The sequence below is a fragment of the Amaricoccus tamworthensis genome (assembly GCF_049800875.1).
Classification (GTDB): Bacteria; Pseudomonadota; Alphaproteobacteria; order Rhodobacterales; family Rhodobacteraceae; genus Amaricoccus; species Amaricoccus tamworthensis.
Genome location: NZ_JBNAFV010000020.1, coordinates 48377 through 73428, shown reverse-complemented (window position 1 = coordinate 73428; position 25052 = coordinate 48377). Strand labels below are relative to the sequence as shown.

Annotated in this window: 23 protein-coding genes and 1 tRNA gene; 3 read left to right on the top strand and 21 right to left on the bottom strand. The window is 58.3% G+C overall.

All coding sequences use genetic code 11. The annotated features are described in order from the left end of the window. Window position 1 precedes the first annotated feature (1 nt). The 6 genes from ACP15P_RS20910 to sciP form a co-directional block, all read right to left on the bottom strand. A protein-coding gene (locus ACP15P_RS20910; RefSeq protein ID WP_424926437.1) for an IS630 family transposase occupies window positions 2-962 on the bottom strand; the annotation gives its coding sequence in 2 pieces (ribosomal slippage) (window positions 2-616 and window positions 618-962; 960 coding nt in all). Between the two features lie 80 nt (window positions 963-1042). Next, window positions 1043-1165: a hypothetical protein gene (locus ACP15P_RS20905; RefSeq protein ID WP_424930426.1), complete on the bottom strand. Its 123-nt coding sequence runs from the start codon at window positions 1163-1165 to the stop codon at window positions 1043-1045. A gap of 104 nt (window positions 1166-1269) precedes the next feature. Next, window positions 1270-3360, bottom strand: a complete 2091-nt coding sequence (gene recG / locus ACP15P_RS20900) for an ATP-dependent DNA helicase RecG (protein ID WP_424930425.1) — start codon at window positions 3358-3360, stop codon at window positions 1270-1272. Between the two features lie 31 nt (window positions 3361-3391). Next, a complete protein-coding gene (ligA, locus tag ACP15P_RS20895) occupies window positions 3392-5497 on the bottom strand; it encodes an NAD-dependent DNA ligase LigA (protein ID WP_424930424.1) in 2106 nt (701 codons plus the stop codon). 88 nt (window positions 5498-5585) lie between these two features. Continuing rightward, window positions 5586-6299 (bottom strand): response regulator transcription factor CtrA, encoded by a 714-nt coding sequence (gene ctrA / locus ACP15P_RS20890; protein ID WP_424930423.1) that lies wholly within the window; start codon window positions 6297-6299, stop codon window positions 5586-5588. Between the two features lie 105 nt (window positions 6300-6404). After that, window positions 6405-6683 carry a CtrA inhibitor SciP gene (gene sciP, locus ACP15P_RS20885; protein WP_424930422.1) on the bottom strand — a complete coding sequence of 93 codons (279 nt, stop codon included), beginning with the start codon at window positions 6681-6683 and terminating at the stop codon, window positions 6405-6407. 137 nt (window positions 6684-6820) lie between these two features. On the opposite strand from sciP, the gene mnmA reads away from it, so the two are divergent. The 3 genes from mnmA to ACP15P_RS20870 all read left to right on the top strand — a co-directional run bounded on the left by mnmA (window position 6821) and on the right by ACP15P_RS20870 (window position 10070). Beyond that, entirely contained in the window at window positions 6821-7963 is a 1143-nt protein-coding gene (mnmA, locus tag ACP15P_RS20880; protein WP_424930421.1) for a tRNA 2-thiouridine(34) synthase MnmA, read from the top strand. Between the two features lie 83 nt (window positions 7964-8046). Continuing rightward, complete coding sequence (locus ACP15P_RS20875) at window positions 8047-8628, top strand: exopolysaccharide biosynthesis protein (RefSeq protein WP_424930420.1); 582 nt, start codon at window positions 8047-8049, stop codon at window positions 8626-8628. 71 nt (window positions 8629-8699) lie between these two features. Then, complete coding sequence (locus tag ACP15P_RS20870; protein ID WP_424930419.1) at window positions 8700-10070, top strand: dipeptidase; 1371 nt, start codon at window positions 8700-8702, stop codon at window positions 10068-10070. A 15-nt stretch (window positions 10071-10085) separates the two neighbouring features. On the opposite strand, the gene ACP15P_RS20865 is transcribed toward ACP15P_RS20870, so the two are convergent. The 15 genes from ACP15P_RS20865 to recJ all read right to left on the bottom strand — a co-directional run bounded on the left by ACP15P_RS20865 (window position 10086) and on the right by recJ (window position 24989). Beyond that, entirely contained in the window at window positions 10086-10376 is a 291-nt protein-coding gene (locus ACP15P_RS20865) for a hypothetical protein (protein WP_424930418.1), read from the bottom strand. Between the two features lie 47 nt (window positions 10377-10423). Beyond that, entirely contained in the window at window positions 10424-11299 is an 876-nt protein-coding gene (locus tag ACP15P_RS20860) for a histone deacetylase family protein (RefSeq protein ID WP_424930417.1), read from the bottom strand. Between the two features lie 62 nt (window positions 11300-11361). After that, the gene (locus ACP15P_RS20855) at window positions 11362-14181 is read right to left on the bottom strand and encodes a bifunctional [glutamine synthetase] adenylyltransferase/[glutamine synthetase]-adenylyl-L-tyrosine phosphorylase (RefSeq protein ID WP_424930416.1); all 2820 of its coding nucleotides are present in this window, start codon (window positions 14179-14181) and stop codon (window positions 11362-11364) included. A gap of 11 nt (window positions 14182-14192) precedes the next feature. After that, window positions 14193-14969, bottom strand: coding sequence for an enoyl-CoA hydratase-related protein (locus ACP15P_RS20850; protein WP_424930415.1), 777 nt, complete (start codon window positions 14967-14969; stop codon window positions 14193-14195). A gap of 72 nt (window positions 14970-15041) precedes the next feature. Then, the gene (locus ACP15P_RS20845) at window positions 15042-15500 is read right to left on the bottom strand and encodes a cytochrome c-type biogenesis protein (protein WP_424930414.1); all 459 of its coding nucleotides are present in this window, start codon (window positions 15498-15500) and stop codon (window positions 15042-15044) included. A 5-nt stretch (window positions 15501-15505) separates the two neighbouring features. After that, window positions 15506-17491 carry a heme lyase CcmF/NrfE family subunit gene (locus ACP15P_RS20840; RefSeq protein ID WP_424930413.1) on the bottom strand — a complete coding sequence of 662 codons (1986 nt, stop codon included), beginning with the start codon at window positions 17489-17491 and terminating at the stop codon, window positions 15506-15508. A gap of 109 nt (window positions 17492-17600) precedes the next feature. Further along, window positions 17601-18185 carry a holin family protein gene (locus ACP15P_RS20835; protein WP_424930412.1) on the bottom strand — a complete coding sequence of 195 codons (585 nt, stop codon included), beginning with the start codon at window positions 18183-18185 and terminating at the stop codon, window positions 17601-17603. After that, window positions 18176-18787, bottom strand: coding sequence for a holin-associated N-acetylmuramidase (locus ACP15P_RS20830; protein ID WP_424930411.1), 612 nt, complete (start codon window positions 18785-18787; stop codon window positions 18176-18178). Before ACP15P_RS20830 ends, ACP15P_RS20835 begins: the two co-directional genes overlap by 10 nt. 84 nt (window positions 18788-18871) lie before the next feature. Continuing rightward, a complete protein-coding gene (gene ccmE / locus ACP15P_RS20825) occupies window positions 18872-19336 on the bottom strand; it encodes a cytochrome c maturation protein CcmE (protein ID WP_424930410.1) in 465 nt (154 codons plus the stop codon). Beyond that, window positions 19327-20205 (bottom strand): YihY/virulence factor BrkB family protein, encoded by an 879-nt coding sequence (locus tag ACP15P_RS20820; protein WP_424930409.1) that lies wholly within the window; start codon window positions 20203-20205, stop codon window positions 19327-19329. The genes ccmE and ACP15P_RS20820 overlap by 10 nt, the downstream gene beginning before the upstream one ends. Continuing rightward, window positions 20202-21233 carry an N-acetyl-gamma-glutamyl-phosphate reductase gene (argC, locus tag ACP15P_RS20815; RefSeq protein WP_424930408.1) on the bottom strand — a complete coding sequence of 344 codons (1032 nt, stop codon included), beginning with the start codon at window positions 21231-21233 and terminating at the stop codon, window positions 20202-20204. Before argC ends, ACP15P_RS20820 begins: the two co-directional genes overlap by 4 nt. 59 nt (window positions 21234-21292) lie before the next feature. After that, entirely contained in the window at window positions 21293-22135 is an 843-nt protein-coding gene (murI, locus tag ACP15P_RS20810) for a glutamate racemase (protein WP_424930427.1), read from the bottom strand. A 4-nt stretch (window positions 22136-22139) separates the two neighbouring features. Then, window positions 22140-23012, bottom strand: coding sequence for a lysophospholipid acyltransferase family protein (locus ACP15P_RS20805; protein WP_424930407.1), 873 nt, complete (start codon window positions 23010-23012; stop codon window positions 22140-22142). Window positions 23013-23165: 153 nt separating this feature from the next. Continuing rightward, window positions 23166-23240 (bottom strand) — tRNA-Glu (locus tag ACP15P_RS20800). A 69-nt stretch (window positions 23241-23309) separates the two neighbouring features. After that, the gene (recJ, locus tag ACP15P_RS20795) at window positions 23310-24989 is read right to left on the bottom strand and encodes a single-stranded-DNA-specific exonuclease RecJ (protein WP_424930406.1); all 1680 of its coding nucleotides are present in this window, start codon (window positions 24987-24989) and stop codon (window positions 23310-23312) included. Between the last annotated feature and the right edge of the window lie 63 nt (window positions 24990-25052).

Sequence of the window (25052 nt, the reverse complement as noted above, 5' to 3'; positions counted from 1 at the left end):
TTTAATCTGAGGCATACCCTGCAGCTTTGAGGAAATTCCAGCACTCCTGCGGGTCGAACAGATCGCAGATGTCTCCGAGCGCCTGAAACAATGTTTCAAAGGTTCTGGCGCCGATGCGTCGCAGGTGGGCTTTGAGCTTCGAGAAGGCCATTTCGATGGGATTGAGATCGGGACTGTATGCGGGCAGGAACAAGAACCAGCAGCCGCGCTCTTTCAGGGCTTGTGCCGCACGCGGGCTTTTGTGGGTGGACAGGTTGTCGAGGATCACAACTGTTCCGGGTTCGAGCGCCGGGGCCAGTTGGGTTTCGATGTAAGTGTCGAAGGCCGGACCGTTCATGGCTCCCTTGATCACCCACGGTGCGATCAGGGCATCCTGCGTCAGCCCTGCGATGAAGGTCTGCGTGCCCCATTTGCCAAAAGGTGCCCCGGCATAAAGCCGCTCACCGACAGGGGCCCGACCGCGCAACCGTGTGAGGTTCGTCTTCACGGCAGTTTCATCGATAAAAACCAGCCTGTGCGGCTCCGCGCGCATACGGGGCTGGCGGCGCTTGATCCAATCACGGCGGGCCTGGAGCAACGCCGGTCGGTCACGTTCCGCCGCGATCAGTCCTTTTTTTATATGACAGTCCGGCGCGTTCGAGCGCGCGGTGCAGCGAGGAGAGCTGTACTTCCACGCCATGTGTCTCTGCGAGGGCGGCGGCCAGTTCCTTGAGCGTGATGTCCGGTTCGGCCTGCACGATCTCCAGCAAAAAGTCCCGGTGCGGGGCGAGTTTGCCGAACCGGCCGGCGGTACGACCTTGCGGCTTGGGAACCGCCGTGCCGTGTTTACGGTGCTCCGCTGCCAATCGCACCGCCGTGGCTGCGCTCACACCGAACAGCCGCCCCGCTGAACGGGCCGAATTGCCCTTAGCGACGTAGGCGCAAATCCGTTCCCGAAGGTCCAAAGAGTAAGGTTTGCCCATGATCCACCTCCAAACAGAAGTGAATCAGACGAAGGCGGGCTTGTGAATCCCAATTCGATTCAGATCAAACGCAAACCGCTTTAGCCGGCCAGCGGCAGGGAAAAGCCCGCAACGATCACGGAGCAGAGGAACGCAAGGCCAACAGCTTCCTTCACGAAAGCCTCGCGGTCTGTGGAAAAAATGCGAATTGCTGTGTGTTTCATCGACTTATCCCCAGAAGAACCAGTTTGTTCTACTAATGTTCGCATCGAATTAACGGTCGGTCAAGAAATTTTGGGAACAAAAATAGAACATGAAGAATGGAGGGTTAACCCGCTGAAAGCATTTGGATCGCTTTGTCATGTTCCATCAGGTGCAGAAGAACCCGGGCCGCCTGGCCGCGTGGGGAGGTGAGTTCCGGGTCGGAATCAAGCAGCAATCGCGAATCGTCCTGGGCGGTCCGCATCAATCCTGGCTGTTGTTCCAGATCGGCGATCCGAAAGCGCGGAAGCCCCGACTGCTGAACGCCAAGCAGATCACCCGCGCCGCGGATACGAAGGTCTTCTTCGGCGATGGCAAAACCGTCCTCTGTTTCACGCATGATTTTGAGGCGCGCATTTGCGGTTTCACCCAGGGGCGGATCGTATACCAGCAGACAGCTCGATTTTTCCGCGCCGCGTCCGACTCGTCCGCGTAGCTGGTGGAGTTGGGAAAGACCGAAAGACTGGGCGGCCTCAATGACCATGATCGAGGCATTTGGAACATTGACGCCAACCTCGATCACTGTGGTTGCGACAAGAAGACGGATCCTGCCGGCTGCGAAATCCTCCATCACAGCGTCTTTTTGGGCAGGTGGGAGCTGACCGTGAACAAGCCCGACACTACCTTCATCAAAGGCAACCTTAAGACTTTGAAAGCGGTCCTCGGCAGCCGTTGACTCGGATGTCTCCGTGTCGTGAACAAGTGGGCAGACCCAATAGGCCTGTTTGCCTTCCGCGATGGCTTTCTGCAGCCGCGATATCACCTCCCCCGTGCGGCCGGATGAAACAAGCACGGTTTCAACCGGTTTCCGGCCGGGAGGTTTCTCGTCAAGAACGGAGATGTCCATATCCCCGTATTGGGCCAGTGAAAGACTGCGGGGAATGGGCGTGGCGGTCATAACAAGAATGTCCGGAGACTGCCCCTTGGAGCTGAGATCCATCCGTTGGCGCACGCCGAAGCGGTGCTGTTCGTCGACGACCGCGAGGCGAAGGTCCCGGAACTCGACATCCGCCTGGAACAGGGAATGGGTGCCGATCATAATATCTGTCGTGCCATCGGCGAGGGCAGCCAGTTTGTCTGCCCGCATTTTTCCCTTGTCCCGTCCGGTCAGCAGATCGACTCGGATCCCGGCGGCTTCGGCCAGTGGAGCAAGCCCATCCAGGTGCTGACGTGCGAGGATGCTGGTCGGTGCCATCATTGCGGCCTGTCCGCCGGATTCCACCGCAGCCAGCATCGAGAGCATAGCAACGATCGTTTTGCCCGAACCGACATCGCCCTGGAGCAACCGGTTCATTCTTAGGGCCGAGGCCATGTCCTCAGTGATCTCGGCCACCGCACGTGTCTGGGCTGCTGTCGGTTGGTAGGGCAGGCTGGCCAGTACGGCTTTTTGGAGCGTTCCCGTGCCGACGGACGACACGCCTCTTTGCTGACGTACCCGGCTGCGGGCAAGCGCGAGGGTAATCTGATGGGCGAGCAGTTCGTCATACGCGAGACGTTCCCTGGCTGGCGAGGAAGGGAGAAGATCCGCGTCGCTTCGGGGAGCATGTGCCGTGAGGAGCGCGGTTTGCCACGAAGGCCATCCCCGTTGTTTCTTAAGCGAGGGTTCAATCCATTCGTTGAGATCGGGTGCACGTTGAAGCGCCGACCTTGCCGCCCGCGACATGGTTTTTTGAGTGATGCCCTGTGTAAGCGGGTAAACCGGTTCAAAACGGGGCAGTGCGTCGGCCTCACCGGGGCGCATGATGTGGTCCGGGTGTGTCATCCGGGCGAGACCATCGAAGAGTTCAACCCGTCCGGAAACAATGCGACGCTGCCCCGCTGGAAACGTACGCTCCAGCCAGTCGCCGCGGGGATGGAAAAAAACGAGTTGAAACTCCGTCGCCGCGTCCCTGACGAAAATTAAATAGGGTCGACCTTTTGCCGGCGGTTTTCGATGCATGCCAATTTCGACTTCGACCGTCACGACACCCGGCAGAACGGCTTCCCGGATGCTGGTCACTGGTGTTCGGTCTATGCCGGATGCCGGCAGGGTCAGAACCAAGTCCGCGGGTTTCTCCACGTCCATTCGCAGCAGGTTTTGCGCGGTTTTGGGGCCAATGCCGTCAAGAACCGTGAGATCGGCAAAAAGGGGCCACAGTGTTTCGGGGCGCTGGCTCATGGAGAGGATTTTGTGCGGAATTCAGCGGGGATCAACCTATAAGATTGAGCCACTCTTCTTCGCTCAGGACTTCCAGGCCCAAATCGCGTGCTTTCTTCTCTTTGGATCCCGCACCAGGTCCGGCCACGACGTAGTCGGTTTTGGCTGAGACGGAGCCCGACACCTTGGCGCCCAAAGTTTCCGCGCGGGCCTTGGCCTCGGCCCGGGTCATTCGTTCGAGAGTACCCGTGAACACAACTGTCTTCCCGGCGATAGGACTGCCGTCTGTCGATGGTGCTGCAACGTCCTGCACGTCGAGCTGTTCTATCAGGCGGGTCACTGCAGCCCGGTTGCCCGCATCGTGGAAGAAATCCACAAGGCTGGCGGCCATGATCGGGCCGACCCCGTCGATGGCGTTAAGGTCCTCCCATTCCGGCCCTTCGTGGTCGCGGGCCGCTTCCATGGCGGTTTCAAAGGCTGTCCACGAGCCGTAGTGTCGGGCTATCAGCCGTGCAGCCTGTTCGCCGGTGTGACGGATGCCAAGGCCAAAAATCAATCGATTTAGTTCTATGGTGCGGCGTTCCTCAATGCCACGGAACAGATTTTCGACCGATTTTTCGCCCCAGCGGTCCAGCTTCAGAAGGTCGTCCGCGTAGCGTTCCCTCAGTTGAAAGATGTCCGCAGGTTCACTGATCCACCCGAGGCCGTAGAAGCTCTCAACCTGCTTGGCGCCAATCCCGTCGATGTCGAGCGCGTTTCGCGACACGAAGTGTTTGAGCTTTTCAACCGCCTGAGCGGAGCAGACGAGGCCGCCTGTGCAGTAGTGTACGGCTTCACCTTCCTCGCGAATGACCTCCGAGCCGCAGACCGGGCAGGTTTTGGGGAATTCGTACGGAACAGAACCCGCGGGGCGCTGTGTGACGTCCACGTCCTCGATTTTGGGAATGACGTCGCCAGCACGGTAGACGGTCACGTGGTCGCCAACCCGGATGTCGCGGCCGTCCCGTATCGGATTTCCTTTGGAGTCCAGTCCCGCAATGTAGTCGGCGTTGTGCAGGGTGGCGTTCGAGACGACTACGCCGCCCACCGTTACCGGTGTCAAACGCGCGACGGGGGCGAGAGCTCCGGTGCGACCAACCTGGATTTCGATGGCCTCGATTTTGGTGGTCGCGCGCTCGGCCGAGAACTTGTGGGCAATCGCCCAACGCGGGGTTGTTGAACGAAACCCCAGCCGACTCTGAAGCGAAAGATCGTCCACTTTGTAGACCACCCCGTCAATGTCATAGCCGAGCTGCGCGCGTTCGTTCTCGATTGTTCTGTAATGGGAAATCAGATCATCCGGACCAACGCAGGTCTTCATGAGCGGGTTGGTTTGGAAACCAAGCTCCTTCATGCGCTCTATTGCGCCGGATTGAGTTTGCGCAAGCGGCTCCGATACCTCTCCCCATGCGTATGCAAAAAAGCGCAGGGGGCGGGATTTTGTGACGCTGGCGTCCAGTTGTCGCAGGGAGCCTGCCGCGGCGTTGCGGGGATTGGCGAAGACCTTGGCGCCTGCTTCTTCCTGACGCGCGTTCAGACCCGCGAAGTCCTCATGGCTCATATAAATCTCGCCGCGGATCTCGAGGATTTCCGGTGCCCCCTCCAGCGTAGCCGGGATATCGTCGACCGTTCTGGCGTTTGCGGTGACATTTTCACCGGTTTCGCCGTCGCCCCGTGTCGCCGCCTGAACGAGTTTTCCGTTCTCATACCGAATCGAAAGAGAGAGTCCGTCGATTTTCGGCTCGGCCGTATAGGTCAGGGAAGTTCCCGCCGGCAGGTTAAGGAAGCGCCGGATACGCTCGTCAAAGTCCGTGATGTCCTCTTCCTCGAACCCGTTTGCGAGGCTGAGCATCGGAATCGAATGCTTGATTCTGCTGAAATCCTCGGAAGGTGCGGCCCCCACCTGGAGGGATGGGCTGTCGGAGCGGACCAGGTCGGGGAAGCGGGCCTCGATGGCGGAATTGCGCGCCTTGAGGCGGTCGTATTCGGCGTCGGAGATTTCGGGATCGTCGGCCTGGTGGTAGGCCAGATTGGCAGCCCCGATCTCGCGGGCGAGCATGGCCAGTTCCGCTTTGGCCTGGGCCTGTGTCAGATCTTCTACGGGGATTTTTGCTGCCATGTCCTGCGAGTCTCCGGAAACCATCGGAGATGTGGTAACGCGCGCCTGGTCGCAGGTCCAGCGCGCGCTTCAGTCGCCGTGGCGCCCGTCAGGCACCAACAGCCAGTTTACGTTTTGCCTCACCGCTGGCCGGATCGCGCAGGACATAGCCGCGGCCCCAGACGGTTTCGATGTAGTTTTCGCCGCCTGTCGCTTCCGACAGTTTCTTACGAAGCTTACAGATGAAGACGTCGATGATTTTGAGTTCCGGCTCATCCATGCCGCCATACAGATGGTTCAGGAACATTTCCTTGGTAAGGGTCGTACCCTTCCGCAGGGAAAGCAGCTCAAGCATCTGGTATTCCTTGCCGGTCAGGTGCACCGGCGTGTCACCCACCTCAACGGTTTTCGCGTCGAGATTGACGGTGAACTTGCCGGTCGTGATAACCGACTGCGCGTGGCCCTTGGACCGGCGAACGATGGCATGAATGCGTGCGATCAGTTCCTGGCGATGGAAGGGCTTGGTCATGTAGTCATCCGCGCCGAAACCAAAGCCCTTGAGCTTGTTTTCCGTGTCATCGGCACCGGACAGAATCAGGATCGGTGTTTCCACCTTTGCCAGCCGAAGCTGCCGGAGAACGTCATGTCCGTTCATGTCCGGCAGATTCAGGTCGAGAAGGATCAGGTCATAGTCGTACAACTTGGCCAGATCGATTCCCTCTTCCCCAAGATCCGTCGCATAGACATTGAGGTTAGCGTTTTGAAGCATCATTTCGATGCTTTTCGATGTTGTCGGGTCGTCCTCGACCAACAGGATACGCATGTGCAGCTCTCCGTCTCTGCCAATCTTTTGCTAAAAGCTTGGGTTAACTTTAACAACAGAATGGTTAACGACTGAATAACGATTGCTACACGTTAACAACTCTACCTAAAGTTGTCGATACTTTTGTAGCGCCGTGACCCTCAAAGCTGCGGCACCATGTTTCTGGACAGCCCCCCGCCAGAGATCAAGTTCCTCGTTGGAAAGATGGTACATTGAACAGGCTTCACTTGCCTCAATCAATCCGCTATCCACGGCCGCAACAACCGTGGCCTTGCGCCGCGCCACCCAACGCTTTGTGTTCGACGGCGGAAGGTCTGACCTCGTCAGCTTACTCCCATCCGGAAGGACCACATAGACCGGCCCTTTCTCTCGACGAATATACATATCGTACTCCCAAAGTTTACTCACCCGCTGACAGGCCTAAACTCAGGTTCTTAAACGGCGATGAACCAACCCCTTGAAGTTGCAGAGGATTTTACTATATTCCGTTTCAACTTCCGATCAGTTCCATGATGAGCGACATGCTGAAGACCGCCAAAAAAAACAGTCTGGGGCTGTCGAAATCCCCTGCCGATACCCGTGTTCTCGTTGCCATGTCAGGCGGTGTGGACAGTTCGGTCGTCGCCGCAAAACTGGCGGACGAAGGCTACGATGTTGTTGGAATTACTCTGCAACTTTATGATCATGGGGCCGCGCTTGCGAAGAAGGGTGCGTGCTGCGCGGGTCGTGACATCGCCGACGCGCGGCGCGTGGCGGACACCATGGGGTTCCCGCATTACGTGCTGGATTACGAGAACCGGTTCCGCGAAAGCGTCATTGATGAATTCGCTGATTCCTACCTCGCCGGAGCTACGCCGGTGCCATGTATTCGGTGCAACGAGCGCGTAAAATTCCGCGATCTTCTCGAAACCGCGAAGGATTTGGAAGCGGATTGCATGGCCACGGGCCATTACATTCAGCGATTCGAAGGCCCTGCCGGGGCCGAATTGCATCGGGCGGCGGACCCGGCGCGCGACCAGAGCTATTTCCTGTTTTCGACAACTCCGGCGCAGCTCGACTATTTGCGTTTCCCGCTCGGCCATCTGAAATCCAAAGCCGAAACCCGCGAACTGGCGGCTCACTACGGCTTGCCGGTGGCGGACAAACCGGACAGTCAGGACATCTGTTTCGTTCCTAACGGATCCTATGCGGCCGTGATTGAGAAGCTGCGCCCGGGCGCCGCTGATCCGGGCGACATTGTTGATCTCGAAGGTAACGTTCTTGGGAGCCATGAGGGTGTTATCCGCTTCACCGTAGGCCAGAGACGGGGTCTCGGTATCGGTGGGACGGCCGAGCCGTTGTTTGTCGTGCGGCTCGATCCGGACACACGTCGGGTGATTGTCGGCCCAAGGGAAGCGCTTGCGTCGCGGACGGCCAAAATCGCGGAAGTGAACTGGCTTGGAGATCACCGGTTTGAGGACGGACCCGCTGGTGGCTGGGAGGTCGGCGTAAAGGTACGCTCCACGCGTCCGCCCAAACCCGCTCGCATTCATCCGGAACAAGGCGGCCGCGCGACTGTCGAACTGCTGGATGCTGAGGAGGGAATCGCTCCCGGACAGGCCTGCGTGTTCTACGCACCTGAAGGAAGCCGTGTCCTCGGAGGTGGCTGGATACAGCGGGGATAACGCTGTTTTCGTGTTACTGCGGACCTAACGTCACATACATGCGTTAACTTCCCGTCAGCGGATTTCACAACGGGAGACGGGACATGGCGGAGGCGCAGCCTGTTCAATCAGTGATTGATGACCTCAGGGACGAAGCTTCGCAGGGAGAGGTCACGGTCGGCAAGGTCGTTCACGCCTTTGAAGACCGTTCAGTAGGAGTCCTGTTGACGCTCCTGGGCCTGCTGTTGCTGGTCCCGGTCATTGGTGGGCTCCCCGGCGCACCGTATGTCATGGCTTTTCTGATTCTCGCTGCAGTCGCGCAGTCGTTCCTACAGACCGGCGGAATTTGGCTCCCGGGTTTTCTGAAGGAGCGCGACATCCCGAAAGACAAACTGGACTCCGGCCTCGACATGGCGGAACCTTGGGCCAGGCGGATCGACCGGATAACAGGCGAGAGGCTGACCTTCCTTGCAGGGTCTCAGGCGGCCCGCATTCCCATATTCGTTTGTGTGGTCATACTGGCGCTCAGCCTCCTCGTCCTTGGCCTCATCCCGGCAGGAATTCTGCCGGCCGCGCTTGGGATTTTTGTGTTCGGCCTCGCTCTGATGAGCCGTGACGGCTTTCTGGTCATTGCGGGATACCTGCTGACAGCGGCGGCCATCTGGAGCGGTCTCGCACTCGTGTGACGCAGGCCAGCCCGATTGCCACGGTAGGGTTTTCCCGATACCTCATGCAGGTGCAGAAAGGGGACACAACCATGAGCATTGAGGCCATTCTTGAGAAGATTGATGCGGATCAGCCGGCGGCGTTGGAGCGGCTTTTTGAGTTGCTGCGCATTCAGAGCGTATCCACCGATCCGGCCTATGCCGATCACTGTGTGGCCGCGGCGGACTGGTTGGTTAACGATCTAAAATCGCTCGGTTTCGAGGCGGAACGTCGTGACACCCCGGGCCATCCCATGGTGGTTGCCCACGGGGGAGAGGGTGGTCCCCACTTCCTTTTCTACGGTCATTATGATGTCCAGCCGGTCGATCCCCTGAACCTGTGGGACAGCCCGCCCTTTGAGCCGGTTCTGAAGGACACTCCCAACGGCAAGGTCATTTCCGCCCGTGGGGCGAATGATGACAAGGGACAGTTGATGACGTTCCTTGAGGCGCTGCGGGCCTGGGTTGCGGTAAATGGAAAACTTCCCTGTCGTTTGACCATTTTTCTGGAAGGCGAGGAGGAAACCGGGTCGCCGTCACTCGTGCCGTTCATGAAGGAAAACGCCGAGGAACTGACCGCAGATCTCGCGATGATATGTGACACGGCAATGTGGGATCGTGAGACGCCGGCGATTTCCACGATGCTCCGCGGGATGGTCGGGGTTCAGGTCACGGTACATGCCGCGGACCGCGATTTGCATTCCGGTATGTACGGCGGGGCGGCGATCAATCCGATACGCGTGCTCAACCGGATCCTGTCAGACATGCATGACGACGATGGCCGCGTTACTCTCGACGGGTTCTATGACGGTGTTCATGATATCCCGGATGAAGTGAAAGCCCAGTGGGATGGTCTCAACTTCAGCACGGAGGATTTTCTGGGCGAGGTTGGTCTGAGCGTCCCCGCAGGCGAGACCGGCTATACCGCGCTTGAGCAGACCTGGGCCCGTCCAACCGCGGAGGTCAATGGTATCTGGGGTGGCTACACGGGTGAGGGGTTCAAGACCGTTCTACCGGCGGAGGCTCATGCCAAGGTAACATTCCGTCTGGTGGGCGATCAGGACCCGGACGCCGTGGTCGCGGCGTTCAAGGCCCATGTGGAAGCGTCCCTGCCTGCTGACTGCAGCGCGTCGTTCGTTGAAAAGAACGGAGCCAAAGCGACTGTGTTGCCCGTTGACGCTACGGAGTTCACGAAAGCACACGCTGCGTTGTCGGATGAGTGGCCCAAACCTGCGGTATTTGCAGGATGTGGTGGTTCGATCCCCATTGCCGGTCTCTTCCATGAAATCCTGGGGATGGATTCCCTTATGATCGGTTTCGGGCAGTCTGATGACGCTCTGCACTCGCCCAATGAGAAATATGATCTCGCAAGCTTCCACAAAGGAGCGCGCAGTTGGGCGAGGGTACTGGCGGCTTTGACCTGAACCAACGCTGGCGCGTCAGGTCCGTTCTTTTCCGGCCTGACGCGCGCGTCTGCCACCCTGTCGTGTGGGTTTGACTGAGTTTGTGTCCAGACCTTCGCGAAGGACGGTTGTCATGGGGTGGTCCGGATGGTCCAAGCCATAGATATCCAGCAGCTCACGGATACTGTGGAGGTTGGCGCCATCGTTTAGGCCGATTGCCCAGTCGAAGAAAATGGTGCGGGCGTCCTCAATACTGAGATCCATGCGATAGGCCTCATACATGAGGCCACGCGGATCGGCTTTGATGTCGTATTTTCCCATTGGCATTGCCCCCTCCGACCTGATTTCCTGGGTAAGTGGGGAATATTGCTGCGTCAAGTCGGTGCCGTGTCGACCAATCCTGCCGGGATATGTTCAAACACCTTAGCCGCTTCCTCAAACAGGATGGCGTGCCTCACCGCCAGGCGGTAGGGATCTCGGTCATAACCTCCGCCTAAAACGCATGTGCAGGGAATGTTTCGGGCGGCAGCCCATTCCAATACCCTGCGGTCGCGGGCGCGCAATCCATCCGAGGTCAGGGCCAGGCGCCCCAGCCTGTCGTCCACGTGTGGATCTACACCGGCATTGTAGAATATGAGATCTGCAGGTACCGCCGAGGCCTGTTGCAAGGCGTCTTCCAGTACTTCCATATAGGCGGCGTCCTTCAAGTTGTCGGGCAACGGATAGTCGAGGTCGGACGCGACCTTGCGGGCGGGGAAATTTTTCTCGGCATGCAGGGACAGGGTGAATACACGCGGGTCGTCCGCGAAGATCTGAGCGGTGCCGTCGCCCTGATGCACATCAAGGTCGACGACAAGTATACGATCGGCTCGACCCTCATTCAGAAGAATGGCGGCGGCAACTGCGACATCGTTGAAAACGCAATAGCCGGAGCCTGACTCCGGACCGGCATGGTGGGAGCCGCCCGCCATGTTGCAGGCCAGCGCATGTTCAATGGAGAGCCTCGCGGCCAGAAGCGTTCCGGCGGTAGCAAGGAAGGCCCGTCGTGATACGGCGGGTGTATCAGGAAGACCGATTCGACGTGTTTCCTCGGCAGTTCGCGTGTTGGAGGCCACCCGGCTGACATAGTCGGTGTCATGGACGGTGGCGACCTGCGTCAAACTCGCGAGCGCTGGAGCAAAGTAGCCGCCAACTTCCGGGAGCAGACCGCGCGATATGAGCACTTCCCGAAGATAGGCATACTTTGACATGGGGAACCCGTGCCCGGGTCGAAGTGTCACCCTGTAGTCGGGATGGTGAACGACTGGCAGGCTCAAGGTTTGGCCAGCCTGGTTTCGATGATTTCAGCGCATTTCCTCGCATCATCGACCAGTGTCGATCGTAATGTGTCCACGTCTGGCGCGCCGGTACGCGTGAGGATTAGGCGAACGTACCCCTGGCCTGCAGTCGTCGGGTCGATGGTTCGATCACTGGCCAGTCGTGCGACCTGCTGCATGGCTCCCAGTCGTTCCAGGCAGTCGCGGAGGAATGTGGACTGTTCCCTGGCGAGCCATCCAAGTTTGCCCAACCGATCCAAAATGGCTGACGGCCGTCTCACGCCGCTGATGTTGTGAATGAGTGCGCCAGACTGGGCCAGCAGCTCAATATCCATCATGCGGCCGCTTCCACGCTTGCAGGTCCAAGGATCGGTGATGTCTTTCCAGTGTGCTTCCGACAGACGCCGACGCATGTCACGGGCGTCCTCCAGTACCTTTTCCGGATCATGCGGGCGTTTGATGACCTCCGCTATGGCTTCCGTGACACGCTGCCGTAGTTCAGGTGGACCGGCAAGTACCCTGGCACGGGTCAGGGCCATGTGCTCCCAGGTCCAGGCGTCGCTTTTCTGATAGTTGCGGAATGCCTCCCGACTGGTGGCCAGTGGTCCCTGTTTGCCCGATGGACGCAGCCGCATGTCGACCTTGTAAAGCATACCGTCGGCCATTTGAGCGGTCAGGGCGGAGATCACGGCCTGGGTCAGGCGTGCATAGTATGTCGGGACCGCGAGCGGGCGCGTCCCTTCGGATTCCGTTTCGCCATCGGCATCATAGATCATGATGAGGTCGAGATCGGACGAGACAGTCATCTCCCGGCTTCCCGCTTTGCCCATTGCTACGATGGTTGCTCCCGCGCCGGGTGGTGCGCCATGCCGTTTGGCAAATTCGTCCTCAACCTTGGGGAGTATGGCTGCAAGGACCGCTTCGGCAACAGCGGAGTAGGAAATACCGGCTTCCTGGGAGTCCGCAATGCCCCGCAGCAGGTGAACGCCGATCCGGAAATGGTGCTCCTTCATCCAAATTCTGGCGGCGTTCAGAATTGTCTCGTAATCCTCGTGAGCGTCGAGCGTTTCAATGAGATCAAGCGTCAAATCCCGCACGCCAGGCAGAGGCTGGAAAAAGTCCTGGCTGAGAACGGCGTCAAGGACAGCCGGGTTTCGACCGAGGTAACGTGCCAGGTCCGGGGTGGTGCCGCATATGTCCACCAGAAGGTCAAGCAGGGGAGGGTTCGCCTCCATCATCGAAAACAACTGAACGCCGGCGGGCAGGTGCGACAGAAACGCGTCCAGAGACCGCAGGGCCTCGTCGGGGTCCTGGACCTCCGCCATACGGGTCATGAATTCGGGTTGCAGGCGATTGAATATCGACCGCGCGCGCGATGTGCGCAGAGCGGGCAAGCGTTGCCAGTCCGTCATAATGTCAACGGCACGCTCGGGGTCCTTGAACACCTCTTCAGGTGACGGGGCATCCGAGTGGTTGGGCTGGTCGGGCGCGAAGAAATCCTCAGTCAGACCGTGGACCTGCTCGAACCGCTGAAGCAGATCCCTTTGAAAAGCCCCGGTGTCACCATACCCCGAAAAGCGGGCGATCCGGTCGAGGCCCTCGACGTTGGTTGGCATGGTCTGGGTTTGGGCGTCGTCCACCATTTGCAGCCTGTGTTCCAGGTTACGGTGTTCGACGTAGGCGTCGCGCAAAATCTCAACTGTTTCCCGCCCGACCCAGCCGTGCTCTGCCAAGGCATTCAGGGTTGGCAACGTCCTGCGGTCGCGCAAGTCGGGCTCTCGTCCGCCAAGAATCAACTGCCGCGTCTGGGTGAAAAACTCAATTTCCCTGATGCCGCCCTGGCCAAGTTTCACATCATGACCAGGGATCTGGATGGGGCCGGTCAGACCTTTGTGGGTCCGGATGCGTTTGCGCATATCATGGGCGTCGTGGATGGCGGCATAATCGAGGTGTCTACGCCAGACAAACGGCTTGAGCCTTTCGAGAAACGCATTTCCCGCGTCGATTGCTCCGGCACAGACACGTGCCTTGATGAAAGCCGACCTCTCCCAGGTCCGCCCCAGACTTTCGTAGTAATGTTCGGCGGGTTCCGTGGCGATGCAGACCGGTGTAACCGAGGGGTCCGGTCTGAGACGGAGGTCCGTTCTGAACACGTAGCCCTCTCCCGAGATTTTGGAGAGCATCGTGACCATTTTCTGGGTGACACGGATGAAGCTCTTCCGGACAGCCGCATAATCGTTCGGATCGTGGCGGGTTTCGTCGAACAGCACGATCAGGTCGATATCGGAGGAATAATTGAGCTCGCCGGCCCCCATTTTGCCCATCGCGACGACAAACATGCCTGCGCCTTCGATGGCATCCTCTGGTGTGGCGTTGGGAATTTTTCCACGCTCAATTTCGGCCGCAACGAGGGTTTGCAGGGAAAACTGTACGGCCCGGTCGGCGAGTTGGGTGAGCGCCCCGGTCACCTCATGCAGACTCCACGCACCGCAAAGGTCCGCCAGTGCGACGAGCAGCGCGATCCGGCGTTTGGCGATGCGCAGTTTAGACGCCATCCGGTCACCGCCAACGTCGTGGAGCGAGGTTAGCGTGTTTGCCAGAGTTTCCTCCGGGGAGGCATCAACGATCTCGCGAAGCCAGGTTTCCTCGCGCTGCATCGACCGGGCGAGGTAGCCTGAACAGGATGCGGTCGCGCCCAGCAATTCCCGCACCGGTCCGGACAGGTCGGAGAACTGGTCTGAGATTTCAGAAGCGGCACGTTCGTCGAATACAAGCGGCGTGCGGGAAATGCGGTGTGAGAGGGCGGTATTGGCCATCGTGCCTCCGGCTACCGGCCTTCAAAACGGGCCGTGCGCTTTTCAAGAAAAGCGAGCACGCCCTCCTGAAAATCCCGCGTCCGTCCGGCCTCGCCCTGAAGTTGGGCCTCAAGCTCAAGTTGCCGTTCGAGGTCATGTGAATAGCTCTGTCGGAGCGCCTCCTTTGCGAGACGGTAGGCTATGGTCGGCCCGGCAGCGAGGTGTTTTGCGCGCGACAGAACGCGTTCATGAAACTGTTCATCCTCAACAGCCTCCCAGATCATGCCCCAGTCCTGAGCCTGGCGGGCGGAAACCGGTTCCGCGAACAAAACAGCGCCCATAGCTCTGGCAAAACCGACCTGTCTTGGCAACCAGTAGGTGCCCCCCGCATCCGGTATCAGTCCGATGCGGGAAAACGCCTGGATGAAAACCGCGCTCTCCGTGGCGATCACGATGTCGGCGGCAAGCGCCAGGTTGCATCCCGCGCCTGCTGCGGCGCCGTTAACGGCCGCGATGGTAGGTATGGGGCAGTCATAGATGGCCTTGAGCATCGGCTCGTATTCTTCGAGCAGGGTGCGCTCGACGTCCAGGTCGGCAGCGGATTTCCTGTCGCCAAGATCCTGACCGGAACAGAAGGCCCGGCCCGCTCCGGTCAGGACGATAACCCGTGCATGTTCCTGGGTGTGCTGGAATGCGTGTGTCAGCTCCAGCCGCATCTGCGCATTTAGCCCATTCATAATGTCAGGGCGGTTCATGGTGACCGTCGCGACATCGTTCTCCACGGCGTAAATCAGGGTCTCATACTGCATTATCGTGCTCCGGGATTCCACCTGCGTCGACGATAGCCTGCACTCGTGCCGTGCGAAACCCGCAACGCCGCGTTAACCCCCGGTGAGGCTTTTCAGTTTTTCCCGTTCCTCCGCGCTAAGCGGCGTCTGTTCGTTGCCCGTTGCGCGGGATTTTGACCGCACATGGAAAAAAGCAATCATCAGTCCCAACAGCAGAAAGAGTGGTCCTGCGAGCCAGAGCATGGCGTTGGCCAGATTGAAGGGCGGAAGGAACAGGACATATTCGCCATAGCGTTCGACGATATGGTCTATGGCCTCCTGGTTGGTGTCACCCTCAACGAGGCGCTCTCTCACAAGTAGCCGGAGGTCGCGGGCGATGGCGGCGTTGGAATCATCAATGGATTCTGACTGACAAACAACGCAGCGCAGCAGTTTGCTGATGTCCCGGGCTCTTTCCTCCAAAACCGGATCATCCAACACCTCGTCAGGCTGGACAGCCAAAGCGGGGATCGGAACGAAAATCAGTGCGAGGATCAGAAATATTTTTCTCATTTGATTTATTCCGCCGCGACCGCTGAATTTGCCGATGGGCGTTTTCGGTTTGGTGCGCCAACCCGGTAACGACGGTCCGTCAGGCTGATTGCGCCGCCGAACGCCATGACAAGTGCTCCGATCCAGATCCAGTTTGCGTAAGGCTTGATGTAGGTCCGAACTGCCCAGCCATCGTTGCCCTGGGCGTCACCGAGGGCCACATAGACATCCCGTGTCAGGCTGCGGTCAATTGCGGCTTCGGTCGTGGGCATTCGCTGAACGGGATAGAAACGTTTCTCGGGATTAAGTGTGGTTATCCGGTTCCCGTCCTGAGAAAGACCGATCGTCGCTGTCTCGTAGCTGTAGTTCGGCCCTTCGCCGGTTTCGACCGCCTCAAGCGATAGTGTGTAGCCGGATACGGAAAAGGACTCACCCGGTTTTGCAACGCGGATGTCCTCAACCTGCCAGGCGGTGATGCAGGCTATCCCAAAAACGGTCAGGCCCAGTCCGGCGTGTGCGATTGCCTTTCCCCAGTCGGAGCGGGGCAGACTGGCGAGCCTTCGCAGGGTTTCATTCAAGTCTGTTTTGCCCAATCTGCTGCGTGTTGCCAATTCCGAAGCTGCGCCCAAAACGAGCCATGCCGCGAGAGTGATGCCCAGTGGCGCCAGCATGGATTTGCCGGACTGCAGTGCCCAGGCCAGTGCGCCAAGCGCCACCGAGAGCGCCAGAGCTCCGCTCAGGGGGCGCATTGCCGTGCCGAGATTCCCACGTTTCCATGGAAGGACCGCAAAGAGCGGCAGTATGGCGACGAGCAGTATCATGAGCGGGGGAAACGCCATGTTGAAGAAGGGGGCTCCAACAGACATTTTCCGGCCCGTCAGGACCTCTGCTCCCAGCGGCCACATGGTTCCCACAAATATGACAAGGGTAGCCACAACAAGCAGAACGTTGTTCACAACCAACCCGCTTTCCCGACTGACGACCGAGAACACGGAGGATGACTGCAGTTCGGACGCACGGTGGGCGTAGAGTAGCAGTGATCCTCCGATAAACATCCCCAGGATCCAAAGCAGAAATACGCCGCGTTCCGGATCACTAGCGAACGCATGTACGGAGGTAATGATGCCTGAGCGGACTATGAATGCGCCAATCAGGCTGAAGGAGAACGCAAGGATCGCGAGCAGGATGGTCCAGCTTTTTAGTGTATTTCGCTTTTCGACCACGATTGCGGAATGCAGCAGCGCGGCGGACAAAAGCCACGGCATGAAGCTCACATTTTCCACCGGATCCCAGAACCACCAGCCACCCCAGCCGAGTTCGTAATAGGCCCAAAATGAACCAAGGGCGATGCCGATGGTCAGAAATACCCAGGCGAGCAGCGTCCACGGTCGTACCCACCTGGCCCAGGCCGCGTCAACGCGTCCCTCAATCAGGGCTGCAATGGCAAAGGAGTAGGCCATGGAGAGGCCAACATACCCCAGATAGAGGAACGGGGGATGGAACGCGAGACCGGGGTCCTGAAGCAGGGGATTGAGATCGTTGCCGTCTGCCGGCGGCATGGCCAGGCGGTCAAACGGATTTGAGGTGAAGAGGATAAATGCAAAAAACGCAACGGCGATGGAAGACTGTACCGAGAGTACGCGCGCCTTCAACTCCGGCGGGAGGTTCTTCCCCCACCAGGCCACCATCGCTCCAAACAGCGTCAAAATCAGGATCCACAGGAGCATGGACCCCTCATGGTTCCCCCAGGTTCCCGCGATTTTGTACATCATTGGCTTGGCTGAATGGGAATTCGCGGCAACAAGACGCACCGTGAAATCGGAAATCACGAAGGCGTACATAAGCGCCGCGAATGAGAACAGGGTCAGAATGAACTGGATGGAGGCGGCTGGAACGGCAATGCGCATCCAGTCCGACCAGCCTTTGCCCGCACCGATCATGGGTATGACCATTTGGATGATCGCCACCACAAACGCGAGGATCAGGCACAGGTGACCGAGTTCAACTATCATCCAAGTTCTCCGCTCTGGCGATTGCTGGCCGCTTTCCCCGTCTTATGATGGCAAAAGCGGCCGGGGGCAAATCACTTGGGTGCCAGTTTTACACCGGCGGCGGTGACCGTCAGGCGTTTAGCCTGCGCCATTCCTCCAGTGCGGCGTTATGGTTGGGGTCGATGGTGTTTTGGTTTCGGTTGGAGAAAAGTCCGAGGTGGGTGCTCCGGGTCTGCGGCGGCTGAGTGTTCGGTTCCGATCGTACCACTTCGGTCGTGACGGCGGTTGAAGGTGAAGTAACCACCACATTCTGCTGTCGCTGCGACCTGAAATGGTGCATTTCGCGCGCGCCGAAATAGAATGAGACGATCACCCCAAGCAGCCACCAAAGCGGCTCCGGGATCAGGTTCAGGCCCTGCATTCGCGACGAGAACCCGGGCGGATCGATCATCGAATACCCAAACAACCCAAGTGTCCCCAAAGCGAGTAGCGGGCGTGGCATTCGATTGAGCGCATTGACGAAACGGTCAAACGGGCCTTCCGATGGCATCTTGAACTCGTCTGAATACTGTTTGAGGGCGATTTCGAATTTCTCGAACTCGGCTTCTTCGCGTTTGGCCCGGTTTCCCACAAATACTTCCGCCACGCCTTCCACAACTTTGCCCAGACGTTCCGTGCCTCTTCCGAGGCTCAGGATGTTGCCGATCAATCCCATGCTGCTGTCCTCCGCAGGTGTTCCGTGGGTGTGAAATGGAAGCGTTCCGAGATGAATTCTTCGGCTCTGGTGATCCAGCCACCTTTTCCGCCATCGCGCCTGCGGGCGTATTTTCGGCTCGCAGGGCGTTGATCGGCCAGGCGGTAGTAATAGTTCCGCCGTTCAATTCCGTAGGCGTCCACAAGGTGATCGGGTGCCTTTTCTAGGGCCTTCGTTGCTGCCTCTGCCGTCATGGGGCCAATGATTCCGTCGGCTGAAAGGCTGGCTTCGAATGCGTTCAGCAACCGTTGCAGGATCTTCACCCCGTTGCTGCCGGCGTTGACCTGCATGTCGAATACGCTCGCCTGGAGGGGAGCAGGTAGAAGGTTGATTTTCGGGCCTTGAAAATAGTGCCGTATAAAAATCCGGATCGCCTCGTCGCGCGAAAGTGCGCGGACATCATCGGAATCTATCGCTCCGTCATTGTTCAGATCCAATCCGAGGCGGCGCATGGTGTGTATCGTTACGCCATAATTTGTGGCGCCACCTGGATCGTCGGGGTCGTCGACAAACCCGCCTTCGCGACGCACAATTTCGGTCGCGATGCTCTCAACTGAGTGCATTGTAATAATCCCGTTTTATGGAAATAGACCGGGATTATTGTTCAATTAGGCTAAAATTGGATTTATGGGCGTGTAGGTGAGCCTTTAGCTGCCGCCGCCATCAATGCCCTCTCCATGCCTGAAAAGTCCCTGTTCCTTCAGGGCGTCCGCGACTTCCCGTGGCATGTAGCTTTCATCGTGTTTTGCGAGGACCTCGCTCGCAACAAACGTGTCATTGTCCATTGAGCCCAGAGCGATGACGCCCTGACCCTCCCGGAACAGATCTGGAAGGATTCCCTGATAGGTTATCCTTGTTTCTGCCGCGCCATCAGTCACCGTGAAAGCCACCGTTTCTCCGCTGCCGCGTTGGAGGCTTCCTTCGACAACAAGCCCTCCTACACGAAAGCGTTCACCGGGGTCGGGACGCTGTTCCGCGATTTGGCTTGGGCTGCGGAAGAACTCAATGCCATCACGCAGGCCGAATCCAATTAAACCAGCCGAGATGGCAAGCATTACCGTGCCGATAATGACGAGTTGAATGCGGCGACGTTTTTTAAGCCCTACTGCCATGTGTTGCCCACGCCCGTATCTTCAGTTTTACCCAGTCTTGCACGTTCCATGGCCGCGTTAAATTCAGCCCCGTAGATGAAGGTAGCACCCGTAAGGTAGAAAAACATCAGTGTGATAATCACTCCTGCGAGCGTTCCATAGGTCACCGTATAGCTTGGTGCATAGCTGAGGTAGACGGAGAAACCGCTCGCGGCAATGACCCAGATCAGTGTGGTGACCAGAACACCCGGCCAGATATTGATCTTCTTCATGCTCCGTCCCGGTAATACCCTGTGGGTCATGTAGAGGGTTCCAACGAAAACAAGTATGCCGAATCCGTAGGTCAGGTATCCCGCCACCAGGGGGATTTCCACATGCGAGTACTGTTCCGCGAGTCGAAGCAGTAATGGGCTCAGGATGATTGAAACGCCCAAAAGAGCTGCGACAACAGCACCAAAAAAAACCATCATGATTGCTTTCAATCTGTTGAAGATGTAGCCGCGCGGTTTGGTTACGGAATAGGCGCGGTCAAAAGCAACCCTGATTGATTCCACCGCGTTCGAGGCGACCCAGATCGCGAAGGCGGCGGAGTAGGTAAGTATGTCCGTGTTGCGGCTTGTCAGTACGTCCGTGATGACCGGTTCAATCGTTCGGGCGACATGCTCCGGTGCGATATCAAAGAGCGCGTTGAGAATTCGATCGGAATCCGTGGAGCCAAGCAGGAAACTGATCAGGGCGGTCGCGAAGATCAGGAACGGAAAAAGCGAGAGAAAGGCGGAGAAGGCAACAAAGCCTGCCATCGCGGCCCCATCATTGCAATTAAATCCCTGAATTGCCGCCCATAAGGTGCGGCAGATACCAATGAAACGACTTGTGATCCTTCCGTTCACGGAAAGAGTGGCGCAGCGGTAAGCCCCATGGTTTCCGGTAGGCCCAGCATGAGATTGGCGTTCTGCATGGCCTGCCCGGATGCGCCTTTCATCAGGTTGTCGAGGGTCGAGAAAACCATGGTCCATCCGGGACGGCGGTCAGCCACCACACCGATATGTACCTGATTGGACCCTCTGACGTGCTGCGTCGCTGGAACCTCTCCCTGAGGAAGAACGGTGATCAGTTTTTCCTCATGGTATGTGTCGCTCAGAGCCGCGTGAATTGGGTCAGCTTCGCCGCGTACGTAAACGGTAGCGAGAATTCCTCGGTTTTGTGGCAACAGGTGGGGAACGAAAGTCACCCGGACGTCTCGCCCGGCAGCGCGACTGAATTCCTGATCGAATTCGGCCATGTGGCGGTGTTTGGCAACATTGTAAGGTCTGAACCCTTCAGATACCTCAGAATGCAGCATCCCTTCCTTGGGGGACCTGCCGGCACCGGAAACCCCGGTCGCAAGGTTGATAATGATGTTTTCAGGATCAATCACACCGGCCTTCAACAGCGGCAGGATCGCATACATACCCGTAGCGGCATTACAGCCGGTTCCGGCCACAAGACGGGCGGCTTTGATGTCTTCACGATAAAATTCCGTCAGGCCGTAGACTGCTTCTTTCTGCAGTTCCGGCGCCAGGTGTTCATGCCCATACCACTCCGCGTAAACGGAGGTGTCACGCAGTCGGAAATCGGCGGACAGGTCAACGGTCTTCAAACTGCCCGGCAACTTCGAGATCACCTGCTGGGTTGTGGCGTGGGGCAGTGCGCAAAACACGAGATCGACGGAACCAAAATCGACTTCCTCGATAGTCGTCAAAACCGGAAGGTCGAGATGTCTCAGATGCGGAAAAACGGAAGCCATTGTCTGGCCTGCCCGTCTATCCGCCGTGAGAGCGCTGATGGTCATGCCGGGATGGTTGGCGATCAGGCGCACGAGTTCAGCGCCCGTGTACCCGCTTGCGCCCAGTATCGCGATTCTGAATTGCTGATCCATGTCTCTGCATACCCCTGTATCACCCGGAATTGCCGATTTAGGCCATTCCTGTGTGCAGTTCAACGAGGTGTCGTTGCGTCTGCGTAATCCGCCGTCTCAAAGTCCGTCGGATCGGCAGCAAACACTTTTGCGGAAGAAGACACCGTTGCCGGATGTCCGGTTGTCAAATACCGGAACTTGCCCGAACCGCCTGCGAATTCCCTGTGCCTGATCAAATAGCTTTTCAGACTGGCCGCGACGAGATCCGGTTGTGAGGTCAATCTGGTTTCGGGGGGCAGTGCCTTTTGAAATGCTTCCGCAACCAGGGGATAATGGGTGCATCCAAGTACCGCACACTGAGGTGCCGGCAGCCGTTTCAGCAGGGCGTCCACATGACGCTTCACGAGTTCAATCGCGTCTTGCATGTTTCCAGCCTCGATGGCCGCAACAAGTCCTTCGCAGGCCTGCGCCTCAACATGCACATCCCTCGCTCGGAACCGCAACTCACGTGAAAAAGCGCCGGAGGCCACCGTTGCCGGCGTCGCGAATAATGCGACGTCCCGCAGGCCCGTATGCGTCGGTGGAGAGTTGTCTCCCCAGTCCCGGCTGGTCAGATGCTCAATGATTGGAACGAAAACACCCAAAACCCGTCGTTGTGAAGGGTCGAGCCATTCTGTCTGGATGTCGTGCAGGGCCACCGCCGAAGCCGTATTGCAGGCGAGGATCACCAGACTGCAGTCGGCCCGGAAAAGGCATTTTATTCCCTGAACCGTGAGTTCGCGAATATGTGCTGCATCCTTGTGGCCATACGGAGCGTTGGCCTGATCACCAAGGTAAACGAAATCCTGTTGCGGCAGTGCCATTCGTAAAGCTCGAAGAATGGTCAGGCCGCCCAGTCCGCTGTCAAAAACCCCGATAGGAATGATACTAAACCGCCGTTTCCCAGTCATAGCCGTAGTGGTGCTGTCCACTGGCTGTCGGGTCCAAGTCATAGGTTTTGGTCCGTAGGTGGTCAATCAGTTTGGCCGCGTCACCCGAATAGGGAGCCATGTCGTCCGGCAGAATGGGCTCACCGATTGCCACGTCCACCGGTCCGCCCACACGCCCGCGAAACTCGTTGATCAGCAACGCCAGGCGCAGTGTCACGGAGATGTGGCTCGCAACCTGGAAAAGCCTGCTGTTGTGGCCAGCGAAGAAAATGGGAACAACGGTTGCGTTGGACTTAACAATCATGCGGGCGGTGAAGCGCCTCCACTCCGGATCGGCAGGCTGACCAAACGGCTTTAGCGCCGTGGATACGGTGCCGCCGGGGAAAATACCCATGCACCCGCCCTCAGCCAAAAAACGCAATGCCTGTTTGCGTGTGGCAAGATTGATCTCTCTCGACTCCTTCGAGTTGTCGAAGGCTATGGGAAGAATCACGCGGTTGAGTTCGGAGGCTTTTCTGAAAACGTGGTGAGCGATTACGCGAAAGTCGCCCCGGGTTTGGGAAAGCATGTTGCCCAGCATAAGGCCATCCAGGATCCCGTATGGGTGATTGCTGATGACAACCAGCGGGCCCGTACGGGGAATGTTGGCAAGGCTTCCACGCTGAACGTTCAGGGACAGACCGTAGCGCTCGGGAATGATTTCCCAGAAATCGCGCCCCTTCGCCATTTCCAGTTCGTAATCCTGGGCCATTTTGATGAGTTTGAGGCGTCCGGTGAGGTTCTCAAGCGATCGAATCACGGCTCTTCCGGTCCTCGATCCGACCGCACTGGCGTAGCTGATGTCGCGGGCCAGATTTCTGTCGACTTTCATGGTAGTTCCGCAACCTGGTGGGCGGGCCTCCGGGGAGCCCGGTTGGAGACAAATGCGGAAAAAACTGATTCAAGGCAACAGATTGCACACGGTGCCACAATAAATTCACAAACCGGCCAAGAGGCCGATGAACGTTTGCGAACTTAAGGGAAGTGGCACGCCCTAGGGGAATCGAACCCCTCTTTCCAGAATGAAAATCTGGCGTCCTAACCGATAGACGAAGGGCGCGTGACGGAGCGTTGTCTAACCCTGGTTGGCGGGGGGATCAAGCCCGATTTTACACTTTTTTGCATGAGTTTAAGAAAGAGCCGCATCTTCGATGTAGAATTTTGCTTTCGAGCGTCCGCCCCAGTCGTCGCGCTCGAGTCGACCGGCCACATGGAAGCGATTTTGGCTCTTTTGCGCAAGCATTTGGCCCATTTCCGATTCGAGGGCACGGAAGGCAATTCCATCGAGTCGCCCACCCTGAATATCGCCAAAGGTCACCGCGAGATGGTTTTCTCCGACGATTCGGCTTCTAATGACGCTTACGTCCGACAGGGTCACAATCGGTGCAGGTGATCCGGCACCGTAAGGCCCCGCACTTTTGATGCCCTCGGCAAGTTCCACGGTCGCACCCTGCAGTGTGACAAGCCCCGCTACATCCAACACCTTCTGCCCGGGCCGGTCCGCTCCGGCTTCCGACATGAGATCAGAGAGGCGTTGCATGGCGGGTTCTATGCCGTCCCTGTGAATGCTGAGACCCACGGCCATTTTATGACCGCCGCCTTTTTGCAGAAGACCTTCGCTGACAAGCGTGCCGATGGCCGCTCCGAGATCAACACCGGTTACGGAGCGCCCGGATCCTTTGCCATCGTCTCCATCAAGGCCAATCACAATGGAAGGCTTTCCAAACGCGTCCTTCAGACGGGACGCGACGATGCCGACCACGCCAGGGTGCCAGCCCTCACCGCTTGCCCAAACCAGTGGTCCGTCCGCGCCACGCTGGCGCACCTGGGCTTTGGCCTGTTCCAGTACTTCCGCTTCAATGCGTCGTCGTTCGAGGTTAAGGGTGTTCAGACGTTCCGCAAGAGCGTCAGCCTCATGCGGTTCAGCGGTGGACAGCAGGCGCGCGCCCAGATCGGCCGCGCCGATCCGCCCACCGGCATTGATGCGTGGGCCGATGATGAAACCTAAAGAGTAGGTGTCTGGCGCGGATGTCGACTTGCCCACACGGGCCAGTGCTTGCAACCCCGGCCTTTGGGATTGCGCCATGATTGCCAGACCCTGTTTGACTAGTGCCCGGTTCAGTCCAACCAGCGGTGCCACATCAGCCACCGTTGCGAGCGCGACGAGGTCGAGTAATCCCATGAGTTTCGGACCGGATACACCCTCCTGACGCATCAAACGATTGACAGCGACCAGCATCATAAACACGACCCCGGCCGCGCAGAGGTATCCGAGGTCGAGAACCTCATCGTGACGGTTGGGGTTCACCACCGCATGCGCTTCCGGCAGCGTCTCCCCGGGGAGATGGTGATCAAGAACGATAACATCGCACCCGGCGGCCGCAATTGGTTCGTGACTGAGAACTCCACAGTCAACGCAGACGATCAGATCATGCTCCGAGCCCAGTTTCCGCATCGCTGGAACGTTGGGGCCGTATCCCTCGTCAATACGGTCCGGCACGTAGAGCGTTGCGTTCAAATCCGTTGCGCGCAACCAGCAGAGCAGGAGCGCCGCGCTTGACCCGCCGTCGACGTCGTAGTCAGCGAAGACCGCAATGCGCTCACGCCCCTTTACAGCGGCCCAAAAGCGTTCCGCGGCCAAATCCATGTCGCGCATACCGGAAGGGTCGGGCATGAGTTCACGCAGAGAGGGTGACAGATAGCTCATCGCACCATCAGGGCTAACGTTCCGGGATGCGAGAATTCTGCAAACGATTCCCGGCAACCCGGTGTTCTGACCAATTACTTCAGCCAGACGTTCCTGAGACATGCTCGGTCCCCTCCAGAATTTTCCGTTCAGGGATCGTTCAACACCGAGCCAGGCTTCCTCAGC